Source organism: Cyanobium usitatum str. Tous (genome assembly GCF_963920485.1).
GTDB classification, from domain to species: domain Bacteria; phylum Cyanobacteriota; class Cyanobacteriia; order PCC-6307; family Cyanobiaceae; genus Cyanobium_A; species Cyanobium_A usitatum_A.
This window is the reverse complement of sequence record NZ_OY986431.1, coordinates 1864528-1881794: the sequence shown is the minus strand read 5'-3', so window position 1 is coordinate 1881794 and position 17267 is coordinate 1864528. Positions and strand designations below refer to the sequence as shown.

General features: G+C 65.6%; 19 protein-coding genes and 2 tRNA genes. 11 read left to right on the top strand and 10 right to left on the bottom strand.

The genetic code is table 11. The features are described from left to right. Positions 1–6 precede the first annotated feature (6 nt). From U9970_RS10180 to U9970_RS10155, 6 genes are all read right to left on the bottom strand, one after another. The gene (locus U9970_RS10180) at positions 7–1356 is read right to left on the bottom strand and encodes an aldehyde dehydrogenase family protein (RefSeq protein WP_322766105.1); all 1350 of its coding nucleotides are present in this window, start codon (positions 1354–1356) and stop codon (positions 7–9) included. Positions 1357–1460: 104 nt separating this feature from the next. Next, positions 1461–2057 (bottom strand): hypothetical protein, encoded by a 597-nt coding sequence (locus tag U9970_RS10175; RefSeq protein WP_322764136.1) that lies wholly within the window; start codon positions 2055–2057, stop codon positions 1461–1463. 108 nt (positions 2058–2165) lie between these two features. Then, positions 2166–4199, bottom strand: coding sequence for a sensor histidine kinase (locus tag U9970_RS10170; RefSeq protein ID WP_322764135.1), 2034 nt, complete (start codon positions 4197–4199; stop codon positions 2166–2168). Then, a complete protein-coding gene (locus U9970_RS10165; RefSeq protein WP_322764134.1) occupies positions 4196–4792 on the bottom strand; it encodes a response regulator transcription factor in 597 nt (198 codons plus the stop codon). Before U9970_RS10165 ends, U9970_RS10170 begins: the two co-directional genes overlap by 4 nt. A 59-nt stretch (positions 4793–4851) precedes the next feature. Continuing rightward, positions 4852–4923: transfer RNA gene (locus tag U9970_RS10160), tRNA-Thr, on the bottom strand. 10 nt (positions 4924–4933) lie between these two features. After that, positions 4934–5015 (bottom strand) — tRNA-Tyr (locus tag U9970_RS10155). A 37-nt stretch (positions 5016–5052) separates the two neighbouring features. On the opposite strand from U9970_RS10155, the gene aroQ reads away from it, so the two are divergent. Then, a complete protein-coding gene (aroQ, locus tag U9970_RS10150) occupies positions 5053–5493 on the top strand; it encodes a type II 3-dehydroquinate dehydratase (protein ID WP_106502002.1) in 441 nt (146 codons plus the stop codon). After that, complete coding sequence (gene miaE / locus U9970_RS10145) at positions 5493–6107, top strand: tRNA-(ms[2]io[6]A)-hydroxylase (protein ID WP_322764133.1); 615 nt, start codon at positions 5493–5495, stop codon at positions 6105–6107. The genes aroQ and miaE overlap by 1 nt, the downstream gene beginning before the upstream one ends. 99 nt (positions 6108–6206) lie before the next feature. On the opposite strand, the gene U9970_RS10140 is transcribed toward miaE, so the two are convergent. Beyond that, on the bottom strand, positions 6207–7304 hold the full coding sequence (locus U9970_RS10140; protein ID WP_322764132.1) for an HD-GYP domain-containing protein: 1098 nt from the start codon (positions 7302–7304) through the stop codon (positions 6207–6209). 110 nt (positions 7305–7414) lie between these two features. Further along, positions 7415–7975 carry a 1,2-dihydroxy-3-keto-5-methylthiopentene dioxygenase gene (locus U9970_RS10135; protein ID WP_322764131.1) on the bottom strand — a complete coding sequence of 187 codons (561 nt, stop codon included), beginning with the start codon at positions 7973–7975 and terminating at the stop codon, positions 7415–7417. A gap of 55 nt (positions 7976–8030) precedes the next feature. On the opposite strand from U9970_RS10135, the gene cobI reads away from it, so the two are divergent. Both cobI and U9970_RS10125 read left to right on the top strand, forming a co-directional pair. Beyond that, positions 8031–8810 carry a precorrin-2 C(20)-methyltransferase gene (gene cobI, locus U9970_RS10130; RefSeq protein WP_322764130.1) on the top strand — a complete coding sequence of 260 codons (780 nt, stop codon included), beginning with the start codon at positions 8031–8033 and terminating at the stop codon, positions 8808–8810. Positions 8811–8858: 48 nt separating this feature from the next. Then, a complete protein-coding gene (locus U9970_RS10125) occupies positions 8859–9497 on the top strand; it encodes an aquaporin (protein ID WP_322764129.1) in 639 nt (212 codons plus the stop codon). Here the strand turns inward: U9970_RS10125 and dusB are convergent. After that, positions 9457–10503: a tRNA dihydrouridine synthase DusB gene (gene dusB, locus U9970_RS10120; protein ID WP_322764128.1), complete on the bottom strand. Its 1047-nt coding sequence runs from the start codon at positions 10501–10503 to the stop codon at positions 9457–9459. The two genes, U9970_RS10125 and dusB, sit on opposite strands and share 41 nt — an antisense overlap. A 28-nt stretch (positions 10504–10531) precedes the next feature. On the opposite strand from dusB, the gene U9970_RS10115 reads away from it, so the two are divergent. The 7 genes from U9970_RS10115 to proC all read left to right on the top strand — a co-directional run bounded on the left by U9970_RS10115 (position 10532) and on the right by proC (position 15807). Next, positions 10532–11011 carry a DUF1823 family protein gene (locus U9970_RS10115; RefSeq protein ID WP_322764127.1) on the top strand — a complete coding sequence of 160 codons (480 nt, stop codon included), beginning with the start codon at positions 10532–10534 and terminating at the stop codon, positions 11009–11011. 81 nt (positions 11012–11092) lie between these two features. After that, positions 11093–12457 carry a ribosome biogenesis GTPase Der gene (gene der / locus U9970_RS10110; protein WP_322764126.1) on the top strand — a complete coding sequence of 455 codons (1365 nt, stop codon included), beginning with the start codon at positions 11093–11095 and terminating at the stop codon, positions 12455–12457. Positions 12458–12470: 13 nt separating this feature from the next. Then, complete coding sequence (locus U9970_RS10105) at positions 12471–13403, top strand: CbiQ family ECF transporter T component (RefSeq protein WP_322764125.1); 933 nt, start codon at positions 12471–12473, stop codon at positions 13401–13403. Between the two features lie 51 nt (positions 13404–13454). Next, on the top strand, positions 13455–13721 hold the full coding sequence (locus U9970_RS10100) for a PipX family protein (protein ID WP_106502177.1): 267 nt from the start codon (positions 13455–13457) through the stop codon (positions 13719–13721). 4 nt (positions 13722–13725) lie between these two features. Continuing rightward, on the top strand, positions 13726–14364 hold the full coding sequence (locus tag U9970_RS10095; protein ID WP_322764124.1) for a YggS family pyridoxal phosphate-dependent enzyme: 639 nt from the start codon (positions 13726–13728) through the stop codon (positions 14362–14364). A 92-nt stretch (positions 14365–14456) separates the two neighbouring features. Continuing rightward, positions 14457–15008, top strand: a complete 552-nt coding sequence (locus U9970_RS10090) for a cell division protein SepF (protein ID WP_322764123.1) — start codon at positions 14457–14459, stop codon at positions 15006–15008. A gap of 7 nt (positions 15009–15015) precedes the next feature. Beyond that, positions 15016–15807, top strand: coding sequence for a pyrroline-5-carboxylate reductase (gene proC / locus U9970_RS10085; protein ID WP_322764122.1), 792 nt, complete (start codon positions 15016–15018; stop codon positions 15805–15807). Positions 15808–15826: 19 nt separating this feature from the next. Here the strand turns inward: proC and U9970_RS10080 are convergent, their stop codons facing one another. Further along, the gene (locus U9970_RS10080) at positions 15827–17176 is read right to left on the bottom strand and encodes a hypothetical protein (RefSeq protein ID WP_322764121.1); all 1350 of its coding nucleotides are present in this window, start codon (positions 17174–17176) and stop codon (positions 15827–15829) included. Positions 17177–17267 lie beyond the last annotated feature (91 nt).

The window sequence follows — 17267 nt, the reverse complement described above, 5'->3', positions numbered from 1 at the left end:
CCCCAGTTAGCCCAGCAGCCGCTTGACCAGGGCCAACTTGCCCGCATAGGGGGGGTAGCGGAAGGGCAGATCCAGCCAGAAGGGGCGCCGCAGCACCGTGCGCCGGTGCGAAAAGGTGAGAAAGCCAGCTTCGCCGTGGTAGCTGCCCATGCCGCTTTCGCCGACGCCGCCTAAGGGCAGGGCCGCCGCACCCGCCTGCATCACCACATCGTTGAAGCAGACGCCACCGGAGCTGGTGGTGTCCAGAGTGCGCTGCTGGGCGGCTCGATCGTGGCTAAACAAATAGAGGGCAAGGGGCTTGGGCCTCGCCCTCACCTCGGCCAGGGCCGCTTCCAGGTTCGCTACTGCCAGCACGGGCAGGATTGGGCCAAACAGCTCCTCCTGCATCAGCGGATCGTCGCCGGATTCGATCGCTACCAAGGTGGGTTCGATGCGCCGGCGGCTGGGATCGCTGCGCCCCCCCGCCAGCACCTGGCCGCGGCTGCGGGCCCCCGCCAGCAGGGCCTCCAGCCGCTGGAACTGGACTTCATTGACGATGCAGCCCATGTCCTCGCTGGCGAGGGGATCGCTGCCATAGAAGCGCTGCCATTCGGCGGCGATAGCTGCCACTAGCGCTTCCCGCACGGCTGGTTGCACCAGCAGGTGGTCGGGAGCGATGCAGGTTTGACCAGCATTGAGCCCCTTGCCCCAGGCCAGGCGCTTGGCGCTGGTGGCGATGTCGGCATCGGCAAGCACGATCGCCGGACTCTTGCCGCCCAGCTCCAGGGTCACGGGGGTGAGATGGCGGGCGGCGGCGGCCATCACCAGCCGGCCCACCCGGCCGCCGCCGGTGAAAAAGATGTGGTCAAACTGCTGCTCCAGCAACTCGGCTGCCACGGCCCCATCGCCGGTGACCACCTGCACCACCTCGGCTGGAAAGGCCAGGGGTAGGCAGCGGGCCAGGAGTGCGGAGATGTGGGGAGCATGTTCTGAGGGCTTGAGCACGGCCGTGTTGCCCGCCGCCAGGGCGCTCACCAGCGGGTGCAGGCAGAGGTGGAATGGGTAGTTCCAGGGGCCGATGATCAAGACGCAGCCAAGGGGTTCGGTCTGCACCCAGGCTTGGCCGGGCCGCAGGGCCAGATCCAGCCCAATCGGCCGCGGTGCCATCCAGCGCTTCAGCTGGCGCCGGGTGAGGGTCAGCTCCTGACGCACCGCTATCAGCTCAAAGGTGGCCTCGAGGGGCGGTTTGCCTAAGTCGGCCGCCAAGGCTTCGAGCACTGCCGCCTCCTGATCGCGCAACAGGCCTTCCAGGCGATCTAGCTGCTCCAGCCGCCAGGCCAGGCTGCGGGTGAGGCCCGTGCTGACGGGTGCCCGCATCGCTGCGATCGGCGTGGCAAGCAGCGGGGTGGCGGTTGGGGCGGAGCTCAAGGGGCGGGCTGCGTGTCAACCCAAGCTGGCAAATTGAGTGAGGCTTCGGCTGCTCAGAGCCAGGCCAGCTCTGGCAATTGCGCGAACTCCCGCAGGTATATGGCGCGGATTTGGCTGATCAAGGCCTGCACGGCCGGCTGCTCCAAATGCTCCCGGCGCAGCACCACCGCATCGAGGTTGGTGCCGCTGCAGCTGGGCTGGATTGGGTAACGCACCAGACCAATGGCTACCAGATCGAAGAAGGCAAAGGGTTTGCGGCTGTCCTCCCAGCCCGGCGGCAGGGTATCGAGGCCATTGATCACGGCCAGATCCAGCACCCGCTCGCGCACCAGCTCCAGGGCGCGGTCGCCGATCGATTGGAGAGCCTGAACATCCCGGGGGGTGCCCTGCCACTGCAGCTGCAGCTGGCCCCGGCCGAGGCGCAGCAGCTGGGAGGCTTGCCGCAGGGAGCCCAAAACGGCGTGGTTGGCGTGGGCCCGGTAGTGGCCGTTGGTTTTGCGGAAATCCAGGCCGAGCTGATCGCTAACGCGGCGGTGCAGGCGCGAAACGGAGCTTTGGTCGCAGTTGGTCAGGGCCGCCACGACCGAAGTGCTGGCAGTGATCTCCAGCAGATCCAGAACTGGCAATCCGTCGAGCAGGATGTCGCGCATTCTTCTACTGCGCAGAGTGGCGACCTTATGAATTTGTGCCTGCCCACCAATCGCCTCCTACCCCCTATTGGGTAACCTCACGCCCCCTATTGAGTAACCTCCTGCCCCCTATTGAGTAATAGGTAGGGAAGGAGCGGCGGGAAAAATCAGTCGCACTTCGGCGCCGCCCAGGCTGGAGCGCCCGATGGCCAGGGAGCCGCGATGGTTTTCCATGGTGGTTTGCACCACAAACAAGCCCAGGCCACTGCCACTGGCCTTGCTGGTTTCCAGTGGGGTTAAGGCCGTTTGCGGTGCCTGGAACCCCGGGCCGTTGTCGGCCACGCTGAGCACAATCGCGTCGCCCTCGCTTTGCAGCCGCACCGCAATGGTGGCGGGGGTGGCTGCGGCAGGGCCGGCTGTTTCCAGCGCTTCAAGGGCATTGCGCAGCAGATTGACCACGGCTATCTGGATCTGGGCCGCGTCCCCCAATACCGCCAGGCTGGCTTCGAGGCCCTCGCGCTGCACCGTGATGCCTGCGGCCTTGAGGCTCGGGCCTGCGTAGAGCAGGGCGCTGCGGGCCACGTTGGCCAGGTTGAGTCGCCGGTGGTGGGTCTGCACGTTGCGCAGCAGGCTGCGCATCTTTTCAATCGTCGTTACGACCTCATCGGCGTTGCTGGCGATCGCCTGGAGATGCTCGTTCAGGTTGGTGGGCAGGTGAGCTTCTTGCTGCTCCAGCAGCAATTTGCTGTTCAGTAGCAGGGTGCTGAGGGGCAGGTTGATTTCGTGGGCCACGGCTGCGGCCTGCAGGCTGCTTTTGAGCTTGTCTTCCAGCACCAACACGGTCTGGGCGTCCTTGAGTCGCTCCCGCTCGATGGCTTCAGCGAGTTGTCGCCGGGCCTGGGTTAGCCGCTCCACCAGGGCTCCGAACGCCTGGGAAACGGCCTCTATCTCTCTGGCGCTGCCCTTGGGCAGCCCTGCTTCAAATACAAGATTTGCGTCCCCCTGGCCCACCTGCTCGGAGGCGCTCTGGCAGCGCCGGCGCAGCAGCTCTAGCGGCGCCAGCAGCCAGTCGCTCACCCGGATTGTCACCACCACCGCGGTGGCTACCGCCCCCAGGCTCAGCAGCAGGGCGATCAGGGCATGGCGCTGACTGGCCTGCACGATCTGATCTGAGCGCAGGGCTGTGATCAGCAGCCAGTCGAGCTTCTCCGCCTGGCCCCAGGAATGGAGGCCTACCAGGTAGGTGTTGCCCCTGTATTGCACGGTCTGGGTGCTGGCTAGGGAGCTGGGGGCAGCGAGGCCACCCACTTCCTGCAGGCGGCGGTTGGTGGCCTGCACCAGGGGATCGGGCAGTTGGTCCAGCCGCACGCGTTTGGTTGTGGAGCCCCTGCCTGTGCTGGTCAGGCCAGGCCGGGAGCTGGCCACGACCATGCCGTTTCTTTCCACGATCAAGGCGAAGCCGTTTCTGTCTTTCCAGACTTCTTTAAGCCAGGTGTTGAGCTGGCTGAGTACGAAGTCGACGCCGATGACGCCGAGCAGTTGGCGCCCAGGGCCGTAGAGGGGTTGATTAAAGGCAATCGCCAGCACCTCGGGCTTGTCTTCCCACTGGTAGATCGAGCTCCAGGTGGGCTGGCCGGCCTTCACCGTTTCCACGTACCAGGCCTCCTCGTGGCTGTCGGTCATGCCAGGAATTGACTCCAGCAGGGCGCCCCGTTGTCCCTTTGCTCCCATGGCGTAGACGCCCATCGTGCCCTTGCCGAGGGGGCTGGCGAACGCGTCTTCGTTGATCACAAAGGCGCCGCTGTCGAGCCTTTCCACCCCGAGGAATTCCCCTCGAACGCTGCCGTAATTGATGTAGCCCACGGGGAAGAGCTGCATCTGACTCCAGAAGCGCTGCCCCATGGCGTCGAAGTCGTTTAAGGAGAGCTGGCCCTGCTGGATGGCGAGCACGTTGAGGCTGTTGATCAGCTGCGGTGCCGCCAGGCGGCCCGAGAGCTGCTCCGAAAGGTCGGTGATGGCGTCTTGCTGGCGGTAGGCCTCGGCCAGGCCAAAGCCACCGCGTTGGCCGCTGAAATAGGCCAAGCCGCCCACCGCCCCACTCACCAGCAGCAGCTGCAGAGTCGTCGCCCAGACGATTCGGTTGCGCAGTCCCCTACCCCTCATGGCACCGGGCCCAGATCCAGGGCTGCCCGGCGCACCAACTCAGCTCCGCTGCAGTTAAGGCGGCGAGCAATGGCCTTGCGGTGGGTTTCCACCGTGGCAACTGCCAGCCCGGTGGCGTGGGCGATCGCCTTATTGCTGAGGCCATGGCCAATCAGGCTGAAGATCTGCCGCTGGCGTGGGGTCAGCGCCGCCACTGGCCCGTTTGGTTCGGCGTCCTGGGGCGTCTCCTGCAGCAGGGCGGCCTCGATCACATTGCGCAGGGTTTCGTAGGTGGAGGTTTTATCCACCACTCCCACCAGCATCGCTTCGAGCTCCTCCGGGCACACAAAGCTGCTGGCCTGGGCCGAGAGCACCAGCGCCTTTGCTTCGGGTTGGAGCAGCCGCAGGAAGCGGGCCACCCCCAGGCCATCGCCGTCGGGCAGGGCCAGATCGAGGATCAGGGCATCTGGGCGGAGTTTGCGACAGGCTTCAAAGCCGTCGTGGCAATTAGTGGCCGTACCCACCACCTCCAAGCCGGGCAGTCCTTGCAGCATTTTGCAAAGCAGCTGCAGGAACATGACCTGGTCTTCCACGATCAGGCAGCGGAGGGTCAACCAGGATGCAGCCGGTAGACCACTGTGCTTGAGGAGCGGTGCCTGCCCCTCTTTTTGTAAGCCCTTGACGAGATTTGAACTCGTGACCTCTCCCTTACCAAGGGAGTGCTCTACCACTGAGCTACAAGGGCATGTGGAAGGTGGGCCGGGTTGGATTTGAACCAACGTAGGCAGAGCCAGCGGATTTACAGTCCGCCCCCATTAACCACTCGGGCACCGACCCGAACCACACCCGAAGAACTTACCAGCCGACCTACTCCATGCAGCTGCTCGCTCTCCACGGTCCCAATCTCAACCTGCTGGGCACCCGTGAGCCGGGTGTTTACGGCAGTCAGACCCTTGATCAGGTCAACGCTGAGCTGGAGAGTCGCGCCCAGGCCCTGGGGGCGGCGATCAGCTGCTTTCAGAGCAACCATGAAGGCGCCCTGGTGGATCGCATCCACGAGGGCCGTGGCAGCGTGGATGGCATTTTGATCAATGCCGGCGCTTACACCCACAGCTCAATTGCTCTGCGCGATGCCCTGCTGGGGGTGGCGATTCCCTTCGTGGAATTGCACTTGAGCAACACCCATGCCCGCGAGCCGTTTCGGCACCATTCCACCCTGGCTGATAAGGCCCTGGGCGTGATCTGTGGCTTTGGGCCGCTCAGCTACACCCTGGCCCTGGAGGGCCTGGTGGCCCACCTGCGAGCCCAGCCTTGATGGCCCGGGTGAAGTGGCTGGCGGCCCCCACCAGCCCCGCCTGGCTGGAGCAGGCGATTGCCCAGCCAGAGCTGCTGTTGATTGACCACGCCCACTGCGAGCGCAAGGCCGCCGGCGTAGCCCTGCAGCTGATGTTCCGTTATCCAAGCGAGGTTGGCTTGGCGGCCGCCCTTAGCCCTCTGGCACGGGAGGAGTTGGAGCACTTCGAGCAGGTGCTGCTGCTGCTGCAACGGCGCGGCGCAGCCCTGCGCCCCCTGCAGGCACCGGCCTACGGCTCGGCCCTCACGGCCCAGGTGCGCAAGGGCGACCCCCAGCGCATGCTCGATTCTTTTTTGGTGGCTGGCTTGATTGAGGCCCGCAGCCATGAGCGCATGGCCCTGCTGGCGGCCCATAGCCCCGATGCCGAGCTGCGGGCGCTGTATGGCGAGCTGCTGGCCAGCGAAGCGCGCCATTTCGGTCTCTACTGGCTGCTCTGCGAAGAGCGCTTCGGCCGCCAGGCCACGGTGGAGCGGCTGCAGGAGCTGGCACTGGCCGAAGCGCAGGCGCTGAGCGGGGATTTGAGCGATCCTCAGCGGCTGCGCATGCACTCGGTGGGGATTGAGCTGGTGAGCTGACTTCGGCGACAGCCCAGCAAAACCGACCCCAGAAAGCCCATCAGGGCATCGACCATGGGACTAGAGCCTTTCCAGCTTGATTAAGTCCGGAGCATTAGCTCAGCTGTCTTTGAACCGGTCGCGGATGGTGTTGACCTCCGGGAGATGGCACTTCAAGGCCTGAACGCAATCGCCATCGATCTTGCCCCTTTCCACTAAGCGCTCCAGCTCACCAATGGCAGCCTCCACAGACCAGGGCTCTTTGTAAGGCCGATGACTGGTGAGGGCGTCAAGGATGTCGGCGACGGCGATGATCCGGGCTTCTAGGGCAATCTCAGCGCCTTTAAGCCCATTGGGGTAGCCGCTGCCATCGAGACACTCGTGGTGCCCGGCCACCACGTTGCGCATCACCTGGGAGTCGGGCAGGGCGTCTAGTCCGAATTCGCCGATCATGCGCTCCAGCACATCAATACCCTTTTGAACGTGGGTGTTCATCAGGGCTCGCTCTTCGGGGTTTAGACCGCCGGACTTGAGCAGAATGCTGTCGGGAATGCCGATCTTGCCAATGTCATGTAATGGTGCAAATAAATAAAGGTGCTCAATGTATTCATCGCTTAAGTCGTGGCGAGGGGCTAGCTCCCTGGCGATCAGGCGGGAGTAATGAGCCATGCGCTCAAGGTGATTGCCGGTTTCAAAGTCGCGCAGGTTGGCAAATTCGCGAGCAACCTGAGCCGATGTGGTGATCGAGCGAACTAAATTTAATTCGTTTGAAATTGTCAGGCTGATCAGGGCGTTGTAAACCTCCAAGCTGCGCTGAACCTTTTTGCTGAAAGCAGCTGGTTTTAATGAGTCGTAGAAAAGGAAGCCGATAAACTCCTGTCTCTCGTATAGGGGCACGGTGAAGGAGGAGCGGTAGCCCTCGTTAAGGAGCCATTGGGAGTGAGGATTGGCAGGGCTTACGACATCGGCGATTTCATCCAAAATCCGAACGCTACGGCTAGCTGCTAAGGCGCTAAGCGAGGCACTTTCGGCAAGGTGAAACTCATATCCCTTGATGGCTTCGCCCTGGCGAGTGCTATGCACAAAGGTTTTGAGCATGTCATCGCTGGGTTCGTAGAGAGCGCAGGCGATGCGATCCACGTCCGGCACTTGCTCTAATAATTGCTCGTGCAGCTGACGCAATCTAAAATTGAGGTCATCGCCAACTTGACGGATCATGCTGGCAGCTTCCGTATTCCTCTCGGGCTCAGGAGGGGAGAGATGGCTGGCCGGAAATGTCATTTGGAAAGAAAACCCGTAACTCCTTTTTTCCGGCTCCAATCCAAACTCTAAGTTGCTAACTCGTCGAGGCGGGGATATTGGTCGGCGATTTGGTCGCCAGTAAATTCGGCCACCCAGCCTGCCGGGTTGTTGAAGAAGCGCAGGGCGCAGAAATGGGGTTCAGGACCCATGTCAAACCAGTGCTTCGTGCCAGCGGGCACGGAAATCCAATCGCCTGCTTCGCAGAGCAGCTGCAGCACTGCATCACCGATGTGCAGGCAGAAAAGGCCACGCCCCTCCACGAAAAAGCGCACCTCGTCTTCGCTGTGGGTGTGCTCGGCCAGAAACTTCTGGCGCAGGGCCTGGCGGTCGGGATGGTTTGGCGTGAGGCGAATCGCATCCACCGTGGGGTACGACCCACCGGCTTGCACTCGGGCGATTTCGGTGGCGTAGACGGCCAGGATCGCGGCCGGATCGGCATCCGGGGCCAAGCCGCCCTGAACTTGCCAGCGCTCAAAGCCCATGCCCAATGGCGCCAGGGTGGCGGCGATTGTGGCCGGATCACTGCTGCTTAGCTTTGGGGCGGCTGATGCGGCAGGGCCGGTGCCAAATACCTGCAGAAGAGTCATCGGGCCAGATCACGGTCTTTTCCCAGCTTAGAAAGGCTGCTGCAGCAGGCCCATTGTGTTTTCGGCAGAATTTCCGGGAGCCCTGGCGCCTGAGGCAGGGCTCACCCTGGTTGGCGTTGGCCCCGGTGATCCGCAGCTGCTCACCGTGGCGGCGGTGCGGGCAATTGGGGCCGCGGCGGTGGTCGCCTACCCGGTGGCCCGGCTCGAGGCGGAGGGAATGGCGGCCCAGATCGCCGCCCCCTGGATTGGCCCCGAGCAACGGCGCCTACCGCTGCTGTTTCCGATGGTGAGCGAGGCGGAGCCGCGCCGCCAGGCCTGGCATGCCGCCGCCGCGGCCCTGGCCGCAGAAGTGGCTGCTGGCCAGGCCGTGGTGTTGCTGTGCGAGGGGGACGCCTCCCTTTATGCCAGCGCCTCCTACGCCCTGTTGGCCCTGGCGGAGCGCCATCCCAGCTGTCCGGTGGCGGTGATCCCCGGCATCACGGCAGTGGCCGCCGCCGCCGCCGCTGCCTCCTCCCAGGGGTTGCCCTGGCCGCTGGCCCTGCAGCAGGACGCCCTGCTGATTCGCCCCACCCCCGACGATCCGGCCCAGCTCGAGGCGCTGCTGACTGAGGCGGCGGCAGCGGCCACGGTGCTGGCCCTGCTCAAGCTCGGCCACCGCTGGGCCTGGGTGCGGCCCCTGCTGGCGCAGCGCAACCTGCTGCCAGGGGCCCTGTTTGCCCAGCGGGTGGGCTGGCCCGACCAACTACTGGCGCCGGCGGCCGAGGTGCCTGCCGATGAACAGCCCTACTTTTCGCTACTGCTTATTCGTCAGAGCTGGCCAGAGGTGCTGCCCTGATCCAGACCGAACTATCCGCCTAGCCTGACCTCGTTCAGGCTGCGGCCCATGACCCTGTTCCAACGCGCCGCAATGGAGGGCGCCGGCACGGCGCTGCTGGCCTTCACGATCTCCCGGGCCGCTTCCGGTCAGCTCAGTTCCTTTGAGCAGGCCTGCATGATCGGTCTCAGCCTCAGCCTGCTCATTCACCTGTGTGGGCGCCTTAGTGGCGCCCACTTCAATCCGGAGGTCACGCTGCTGCTCCAGCACCAGCGCTGGGGCTGGGCCGGATTGGGGCGTGGTGGGGTCTGGCGGGAGTGCTTCGCCTACGGGGTGGCCCAGCTGATCGGCGCCCGGGTCGGCTTCGCCCTCGATCCCCTGGCGGCTGCGCCCGAGCCCCTGGCCCTTGGCGGCGTGGTGCCGGAATTCGCCTTCAGCATCGCCCTGTTCGCCCTGATCCTGGTGTGGAGCCATGAGGGGCGGATCTGCCCCTTTGCCCAACCTTTGGCAGGCGTGGTGATCGGGCTTGGGCTGGTGGTGCTGGTGGTGCTCGGGGGCCTTACCGGCTCGGGTCTCTACAACCCGGCTATCGCTCTGGCGCTGGTCGCCCGCGGTGGAGAGGGGGTGCTGCCCTTGGTTGCCGCCCAGCTGCTGGCGGCACTGGCGCTCATGGCCCTGCGGCCTCCGGCAAGCCAGCCTGCGGCTTGATGGTCTCGAGGGCCGCCTCCGCTCGCTGCAGCAGCTCCAGGGCTGCGCCGGGGGTGGGCGCCCGCATCAGGGCATGGCGCAGTTGGGGGGCGCCGGCGAAGCCCTGGCAGGTCCAGCCCATGTGCTTGCGAGCGATCAGCAGGCCGTGGTCGCCCTTGGCCGCCACCAGGGCCTGCAGCTGCTCCGCCGCCAGGGCGAGGCGCTCTAGGGCGCCGGGGGTGGGCGGGATGGGCCGGCCGCTGAGCTCCGCATCGATCTGGCCCACCAACCAGGGGGATCCCATGCTGCCCCGGCCCACCATCACCCCATCGGCGCCCGTCTGCTCCAGGCAGCGCCTGGCAGCGGCCGGACTATTGACATCGCCATTGGCGATCACCGGGATCGTCAGCGCCGCCTTCACCGCAGCGATGGCGGCCCAGTCGGCCTGACCCTTGAAGCCCTGCTCGCGGCTGCGGCCGTGCAGGGTGAGCAGCTGGGCACCGGCATTTTCGAGCCGCTGGCACCAGCTCACCGCATCGCTGCCATCGCACCAGCCCAGCCGCGTTTTCACCGTCACCGGGAGAGCTACGGCCGCGACCACGCTTTCCACAACGCGGGCCGCCAGCTCGGGATCGCGGATCAGGCCACTGCCGCCGCCTTTCTTGGCGATCTTCTTCACCGGGCAGCCCATATTGATGTCGATCAGAAAGGCGCCGGCGGCCTCGGCCCGCTTGGCGGCCTCGGCCATGGCGGCGGGCCGGTAATCAAATAGCTGCACACCGATCGGGCCGGCCTCGCTGCCCAGCTCCTCCACCTTCTGCAGCCCGAAGCCCAGCTCCAGGCTGGTGGCGTTCACCATCTCGGTGAACAGCAGGGCATCGGGCGCCCAGCGCCGCACCAGCGCCCGGAAGATGCGATCGCTCACCCCCGCCAGGGGCGACTGCAGCACCCGGCAGCGCAGGGCGCGGGCCGTGCCGTTGCCAGAGAGCTGCAGGGGAGAAGCTGTGATCGGTGAACCAGTGATCATGGTGATCCGATTGTGATGCTTCAGGCCGATGGCTTCCGCTCAGGCCGCCCCCGCTGCCGTGCCCTACCCCTTGAGCCGGCAGTTGCTGGAGGCGGTGCTGGCCGACCGCACCAGCGATCGCTTCGTGTGTGTGCTGATCTGGCCGCGCCTGGGATACGAGCTGAATGGCTCCGGCACATGGAGCGCCGGCCCGGCTACCAGCGCTGGCTGGCGGGAGTCCTTCCCCGTTGAACCCCAGTTCATCGCCGAGCGGCCTCCTTCGGTGGCCCTAACCCGCTCAATTGCAAAAGAGCACAAGCAGCTGCTGAAGGAGCAGCTGGGTTTTGCGGGCTACAGGATCGGCGAGCTCTACCCGCGCCGCACCCGCCGGGCCACCGCCGTGAACTGGCTGCTGGCCCATTTGGCCGAGCGGGGCGAGCCGCTGCCGGGTGTGGGGCCGCTGCCGCAACTGTTGGACCAGCCGGCCGATCCGGTGCAGGGCCATTCGGGCGACCTGCCCATCAGCTAATGGCTCGGGTTAGGGCCTCTCTTTTGGCTCAAGCCGGGCAGACGTTAGGGTCAATACAGGACAGACGTAGGAATACCTCCCTTGGCCTTACCGGTCGTTGCCATTATTGGCCGCCCCAACGTGGGCAAATCCACCCTGGTGAACCGGCTCTGCCGCAGCCGCGAAGCGATCGTGCACGACACGCCCGGCGTGACGCGGGATCGCACCTATCAGGAGGGCTACTGGGCTGATCGCACCTTCCGGGTGGTCGACACCGGCGGCCTGGTGTTTGACGACGACAGCGAGTTTCTGCCGGAGATCCGTGAGCAGGCAAACCTGGCCCTGGCCGAGGCGGCCGTGGCCCTGGTTGTTGTTGATGGTCAGCTGGGTTGCACCGCTGCCGACCAGTCGATTGCCGAGTGGCTGCGGGGCCAGGGGGTTCCCACCATGCTCGCGGTGAATAAGTGCGAGTCGCCCGATGCGGGCCTGGCCATGGCGGCCGAGTTTTGGGGCCTGGGCCTGGGCGAGCCCTTCCCGATTTCGGCGATCCACGGTGCCGGCACCGGCGACCTGCTCGACAAGGTGGTGAGTTACCTGCCCCCCAGCGAAGAAGACGAGGGCGAAGAGCCGATTCAGCTGGCGATCATCGGCCGCCCCAATGTGGGCAAATCCAGCCTGCTCAATGCGGTGTGCGGTGAAAACCGGGCGATCGTCAGCCCGATTCGGGGCACCACCCGCGACACGATTGACACCACGATCGAGCGGGAGGGTAAAACCTGGAAGCTGCTCGATACGGCCGGCATCCGCCGCCGCCGTTCGGTGAGCTATGGCCCCGAATACTTCGGCATCAGCCGCAGCTTCAAGGCGATCGAGCGCTCCGATGTGTGCGTGCTGGTGATTGACGCCCTCGATGGCGTCACCGAGCAAGACCAGCGCCTGGCCGGCCGCATCGAAGAGGACGGCCGCGCCTGCGTGGTGGTGGTGAATAAGTGGGATGCCATTGAAAAAGACAGTCACACCATGCCGGCGATGGAGAAGGAGCTCCGCGCCAAGCTTTATTTCCTCGACTGGGCGCCGATGCTGTTCACCTCGGCCCTCAGCGGCCAGCGGGTGCAGGCGATCTTCCCCCTAGCCCTGCTGGCGGTGGAGCAGCACCGCCGCCGCGTCACCACTTCGGTGGTGAACGAGGTGCTCACCGAAGCGCTCAGCTGGCGCACGCCGCCCACCAGCCGCGGCGGCCGCCAGGGCCGCCTCTACTACGGCACCCAGGTGGCGGTGCGGCCCCCCAGCTTCACGTTGTTTGTCAACGAGCCGAGGCTTTTCGGTGAGACCTATCGCCGCTATGTGGAGCGTCAGATCCGCGAGGGCCTGGGCTTTGAGGGCACGCCGATCAAGCTTTTCTGGCGCGGCAAGCAGCAGCGCGATGCCGAGAAGGAGCTGGCCCGCAGCCAGACTCGTGGGCGCTAGGGCCTGCGCTTAGGTGGATTTTTTACGCCAGATCCCCATCGGCCAATTTGCCGCCCCGGATCCGGCGGAGGCGGCCACGGGCGGCAGCTGGTTGCGCCGGCTTGATCCACGCCTGAAGCTGGCCTGGAGTCTGATTTTTCTAGTAACGCCGATCCTGGCAGGACCGCTCTGGCGTCTCAGCCTGGTGGCCTTGTTGCTGCTGATTACCGCCGCTAGCGGGCTCAGCTGGCGGCTATGGCGCCGCAGCGTGCCGCTGCTACTGGCCCTGGCCCTATTGGTGGGCGGCCTAGCGGCCCTGCTACCGGCGGGCACGGCGTCACCCGCAGCCCTGCAGCGGCCGCCGGCGGAGTTGCGGCTCCAGCCCGGTCCCCCTGGCAGCCCGCCGCCCGAGCGCTCAGGCACCCCCTGGGTGCTGCTGCGCGCTGGCCCCCTACTGGTGACCCGCCGTTCAGCTGAGCTGGGCCTCAACGGCGCCACGCTGCTATTCACTCTGGTGCACAGCGCCAACCTGCTGCTGCTCAGCACCTCCCCCGAACAGTTGGTGTGGGCGATCAGCTGGCTGCTGGCGCCCCTGGCCCGGCTGGGCCTGCCGGTGGAGAGGCTCGGTTTCACCCTGCTGCTGGCCCTGCGCTTCCTGCCCCTGGTGCAGGAGGAGTTGCAAAACCTGTTGCGATCTATTGCAACCCGGGCGGTGAATTTCAAGCAGCTTGGCTGGAAGGGGGGCTTGGCTTTGGTGCTGGCCCTGGGCGAGCGGCTGCTGGCCAATGTGTTGCTGCGCTCCGAGCAGGGAGCCGAGGCGCTCCTTGCCCGCGGCGGGGTCTGGCTGCCGCCCGACCAGCTGCTGCGACCTGCAGTTGTGGGGCGGGGCTTGGGCCTGCTCAACGCCACGGCGGCGGGCTTGCTGCTGCTGATGCTCCTGCTGCGTTGGAAAGTCGGTGACCTTTAATGGCCAAGTTCGACCGCATCGGTGAGCAGCGCATTGACGAGCAGCGCATTTGTGAGTCCGGAGCGCTACCTCAACCATCCCACCTTCGGGATGCTCTATCGGGTGGCGGCGGTTTCCGAAGGCCGGGATCTGTTCGCCACCCTCTACGCCCAGCGCATTTTTTTCGTCGTCACCCTGCAGCCCCGTGGCGCCACCTTTGAGGTGGTGCCGCTGATGGATGCCCGCCACTTTGCTGAGCAAAACCTGGTGCGCTCCCGCCGCGACGGTCCCGAGGCCCACGCCCATTGGCGTCAGTTGTTTGACCAGACCTTTATCTGAATCCTTGGCTGGGCGACTGGCCGCCCTCCAGGCCGAGCTGCCGCCAGGCTGCCGCCTGCTGGCGGTGAGCAAGGGCCAACCCTCTGATCGGATTCGCGAAGCGGTGGCCGCTGGCCAGCTCAGCTTTGGTGAAAGTCGCCTGCAGGAGGCGGTGCTCAAGCAAGCCGAGCTGGCCGATCTGGCGCCCCTCGACTGGCATTTCATCGGCCGGCTGCAGGCCAATAAGGCCCGGGGTGTGGTGCGCCACTTCGGCACCATCCACTCTCTCGACAGCCTTGAGCTGGCTAGGCGCCTGGCCCGCATCGCCGCCGAGGAGCAGCGCCAGCCGGCGGTGTTTTTTCAGGTGAAATTTCGCCCCGATCCCGCCAAGACCGGCTTTGAGCCCGCTGAGCTCTGCCAGCACTGGCCCGAGCTGGCCGGCCTGGCTCCCCTGCAGCCCTTGGGCTTGATGACCTTGGCGCCCCTGGGCCTGGGCGAGGCCGAGCGCCGGGACCTGTTTGGCGAGTGCGACGCCCTGGCGACCCAGCTGGGCCTGCCGGAGCGCTCAATGGGCATGAGTGGCGACTGGCCCGAGGCGGCTGCGGCCGGCAGCACCTGGGTTCGCATTGGTAGCGGCCTGTTTGGGCCGCGTCAAATTCAATAATTCCCCCACAAGGTGCCAATCTCCGCTTGAAAGCCTTGCCGCGATTGGTGTGGGACGCTATTCAGGTAGAAAGCAACTTTGAGGTTCAGTTCGTGTCGTTGTTTTCCCGCCTGCGTGCCGTTGTCTCAGGAGACGACTATCTCGAGGGCGACTACGACGATGAGCTCGATTACGACGGTGGCGAGCAGCCTGAGCCGAGTTACACCAGTCGCTCTAGCGCCCTAGCCCTGAGCTCCGATTTCGGCGCTGACGATCCTTTTGCCGGCACCAATGTGATCGGCATGCCCGGCCTATCCACGGCCGTTGCCGAGGTGACCCTGATGGAGCCGCGCAGCTTCGATGAAATGCCCCGCGCCATCCAGGCCCTGCGCGAGCGCAAGACCGTGATCCTCAACCTCACGATGATGGAGCCGGATCAGGCCCAGCGCGCCGTGGATTTTGTGGCAGGCGGCACCTTCGCTATCGACGGCCACCAGGAGCGGGTGGGTGAAAGCATTTTTCTGTTTGCGCCTAGCTGCGTCACGGTGACCACCGCCGCTAGCGACGAGGCCTCTTCGCCCACGATCGTGAGCCGCGAGATCAGCGAGCCCCAGCAGGACGCGGCCCCGAGCCCGGCCTGGGGCCGCCAGGACGCCGCCATTTAGGCCGGCTATGACGCCAACCTTCGGCGTTGTGGGCCTGGGCCGTATGGCCCAGGCTTTGCTGTTTCCCCTGCTGGAAGCAGGCCTGGTGCAGCGCGAGGGTGTGCGGGCCGTTGTTGCCAGCGAAGCCTCCGCCACCGGCCTGGCCCAAACCCACGGTTTGACTGTGGCTACTGATGCAGCTGCAGCCTGGTCTGCGCCGGTCGTTTTGCTGGCGGTTAAGCCCCAGCAGCTCGAGGCCGTAGCACCGGCGGCGGCTGCTGGTTCGGGCGGGCTGCTGATCTCCGTGCTCGCCGGTGTCACCCTGGCGCGGCTGCAGCGTTTGTTTCCTGGCTGGCAGTGTGTGCGCGCCGTGCCGAATACTCCGGCCCTGGTGCGGGCGGGGCTCACGGGCCTGGCCTTTGGTGTCGACGTGCCCCCAGACCAACGCCGCTGGGTGCAGCAGCTCTTCGGTCAGGTGGGTGAGGTGCACGAGCTGCCTGAAGCCCAGCTCGATGCCTTTCTGGCGCTCACTTCATCTGGGCCCGCCTTTGTGGCGGTGGTAGCTGAAGCCTTGGCCGATGGAGCCGTGGCTGCCGGCTTGCCGCGGGCCTTGGCCCATCACCTGGCTAACCGCACCCTGGCTGGCACCGCCGCTCTGCTGCACGAGCAGGATCTGCATCCCGGCCAGCTCAAGGACATGGTGAGCAGTCCCGGCGGAACCACCATCGCGGGCCTGCGGCGCCTTGAGGCTGGTGGTGTGCGTTCGGCTCTGCTGGAGGCGGTGCTGGCGGCCGCCGAACGGAGCCGACAGCTGGCCTGAGCCCCATGCGGAACTAAGTTCAGACGCTAGTTCTGGGCCGTTGCACCAGTCCCAGCAGTTCGTGCAGGAGCTCCCTGGAGGGCACCGGCAGGCGACCATCGCCGCTCTCCTTCATCAGCTTGGCGAAGGCCTGTTCCAACTCTGGGTCGCCTTGGGGGCCGGCGGTCTTGAGTAGGTGGTGGAGCAGGGTCCTGAGTCGCTGCCGGTCCTCCAGCTTGAAGGGATTGCGTAGCAAATCCTCGAGGGTCTGCTGCAGGGCCGTCCAGGTTGGAAGCTCTGCCGCGGTCGGATCGATGGTGGTGTTAGCTGGTCCGTCAGCCGATGCGCTGGCTTGCTGAGCTGTGGCGAGCAGGCCAGCGGTGGGCTGGGCGGTGGAGCCCTGGCTTAGCTGGACGAGGGCCCCGTGAAGTGCTTCGACGCCGGGCGCTAGGGCAAGCAGCTGTTGGATCACCACCGCCAGCTCCGTGCCGGGGGATCCGGGGCCTGGGGGCTGAATGGTTGGCCCCAGAGATGATGAGACCGCATTGGGCGATGCGGTGGTTGGGGCCGTGACGTCGTTGACAGCTGCTGATCGCCCTCCGAGATCTGCTACATCTGTGCTTGGTGGGGCTGGCGCTCCTGGCTGGGTTGGGGCAGCCGTCGGTTCCGTGGAAGCTCCCGCCAGGCGGCCGGGCGCTTCATGGTCCGCCTTTCGTGTCGGCTGGGCGTTGGCGTCGCTGCCGTTGGTGGCGGCAGAGGATGTAGTGGTGGTCTTCTGCAGAAGTAGTCCCCCGCCTGCCAGCAGAAGAAGCAGGGCTATCAGGCCAGAGGACTGGCTGGTGCTCAGGTCGGCGTTGACACTGGCCAGGGTCATTTGTTGGCTGTTGTGCTCTTCTTCCTGGGCTCGCTTCAGGGCCTCCGCCACTGTCCACTGGGCTTGTAGGCGGCCTTGGGCCAGGCGTTGCATGGCCTGAAAGGCGGGCAGGCTGATTCGCGCCTGGGGGGTTAGGGGCCCACCCGTGTTCAGCAAGGGTGCCTGGGTTTTGAGCAGAGCGTGATGGCCCCGGTCCCATTGCTGGAGGGCCTGCTCCAGTTGGGCATACGACAAGGGCTGATGGGCGACGCCGGCGGGTTTTTCCATCGTGTCGGCTCGCAGCAGGTCGCGGAGGGCCTGATCGCGGGCACGCTGCCCCTGGACCATCTGGGAAATCAGACCCCTTCGGACTTTCTCATTGGCCAGAGGGTTGCCCAGGAGGCGCTCTGCAAGGGCAAGGTGGTTCTGCTCATCCTGGAGTTGGTCGAGGGCGTCTGATCTACCTCGCTCGCGGGCCAGCTGGGCTTGGCTGTTGAGGGCCCTGTGGCCAGTCCACAGGCTGGTGGCCTGGGTCAAGAGGCTCGCAAGCAGCAGAACCATTGCCAGGGAGCGCGGGGTCAGCCTGGCTTGTGAAACGTTGGCTGAGGAGAGGGTCGACAGGGAGGAA

Excerpts from the sequence above, each read along its gene's own strand:
- U9970_RS10140 (WP_322764132.1), bottom strand. The coding sequence starts at position 7,304 with ATGATCCGTCAAGTTGGCGATGACCTCAATTTTAGATTGCGTCAGCTG.
- U9970_RS10115 (WP_322764127.1), top strand. The coding sequence starts at position 10,532 with ATGGCTTCCGCTCAGGCCGCCCCCGCTGCCGTGCCCTACCCCTTGAGC.
- aroQ (WP_106502002.1), top strand. The coding sequence starts at position 5,053 with ATGCAGCTGCTCGCTCTCCACGGTCCCAATCTCAACCTGCTGGGCACC.
- U9970_RS10180 (WP_322766105.1), bottom strand. The coding sequence starts at position 1,356 with ATGCGGGCACCCGTCAGCACGGGCCTCACCCGCAGCCTGGCCTGGCGG.
- proC (WP_322764122.1), top strand. The coding sequence starts at position 15,016 with ATGACGCCAACCTTCGGCGTTGTGGGCCTGGGCCGTATGGCCCAGGCT.
- U9970_RS10125 (WP_322764129.1), top strand. The coding sequence starts at position 8,859 with ATGACCCTGTTCCAACGCGCCGCAATGGAGGGCGCCGGCACGGCGCTG.
- dusB (WP_322764128.1), bottom strand. The coding sequence starts at position 10,503 with ATGATCACTGGTTCACCGATCACAGCTTCTCCCCTGCAGCTCTCTGGC.
- U9970_RS10135 (WP_322764131.1), bottom strand. The coding sequence starts at position 7,975 with ATGACTCTTCTGCAGGTATTTGGCACCGGCCCTGCCGCATCAGCCGCC.
- miaE (WP_322764133.1), top strand. The coding sequence starts at position 5,493 with ATGGCCCGGGTGAAGTGGCTGGCGGCCCCCACCAGCCCCGCCTGGCTG.
- U9970_RS10170 (WP_322764135.1), bottom strand. The coding sequence starts at position 4,199 with ATGAGGGGTAGGGGACTGCGCAACCGAATCGTCTGGGCGACGACTCTG.
- U9970_RS10175 (WP_322764136.1), bottom strand. The coding sequence starts at position 2,057 with ATGCGCGACATCCTGCTCGACGGATTGCCAGTTCTGGATCTGCTGGAG.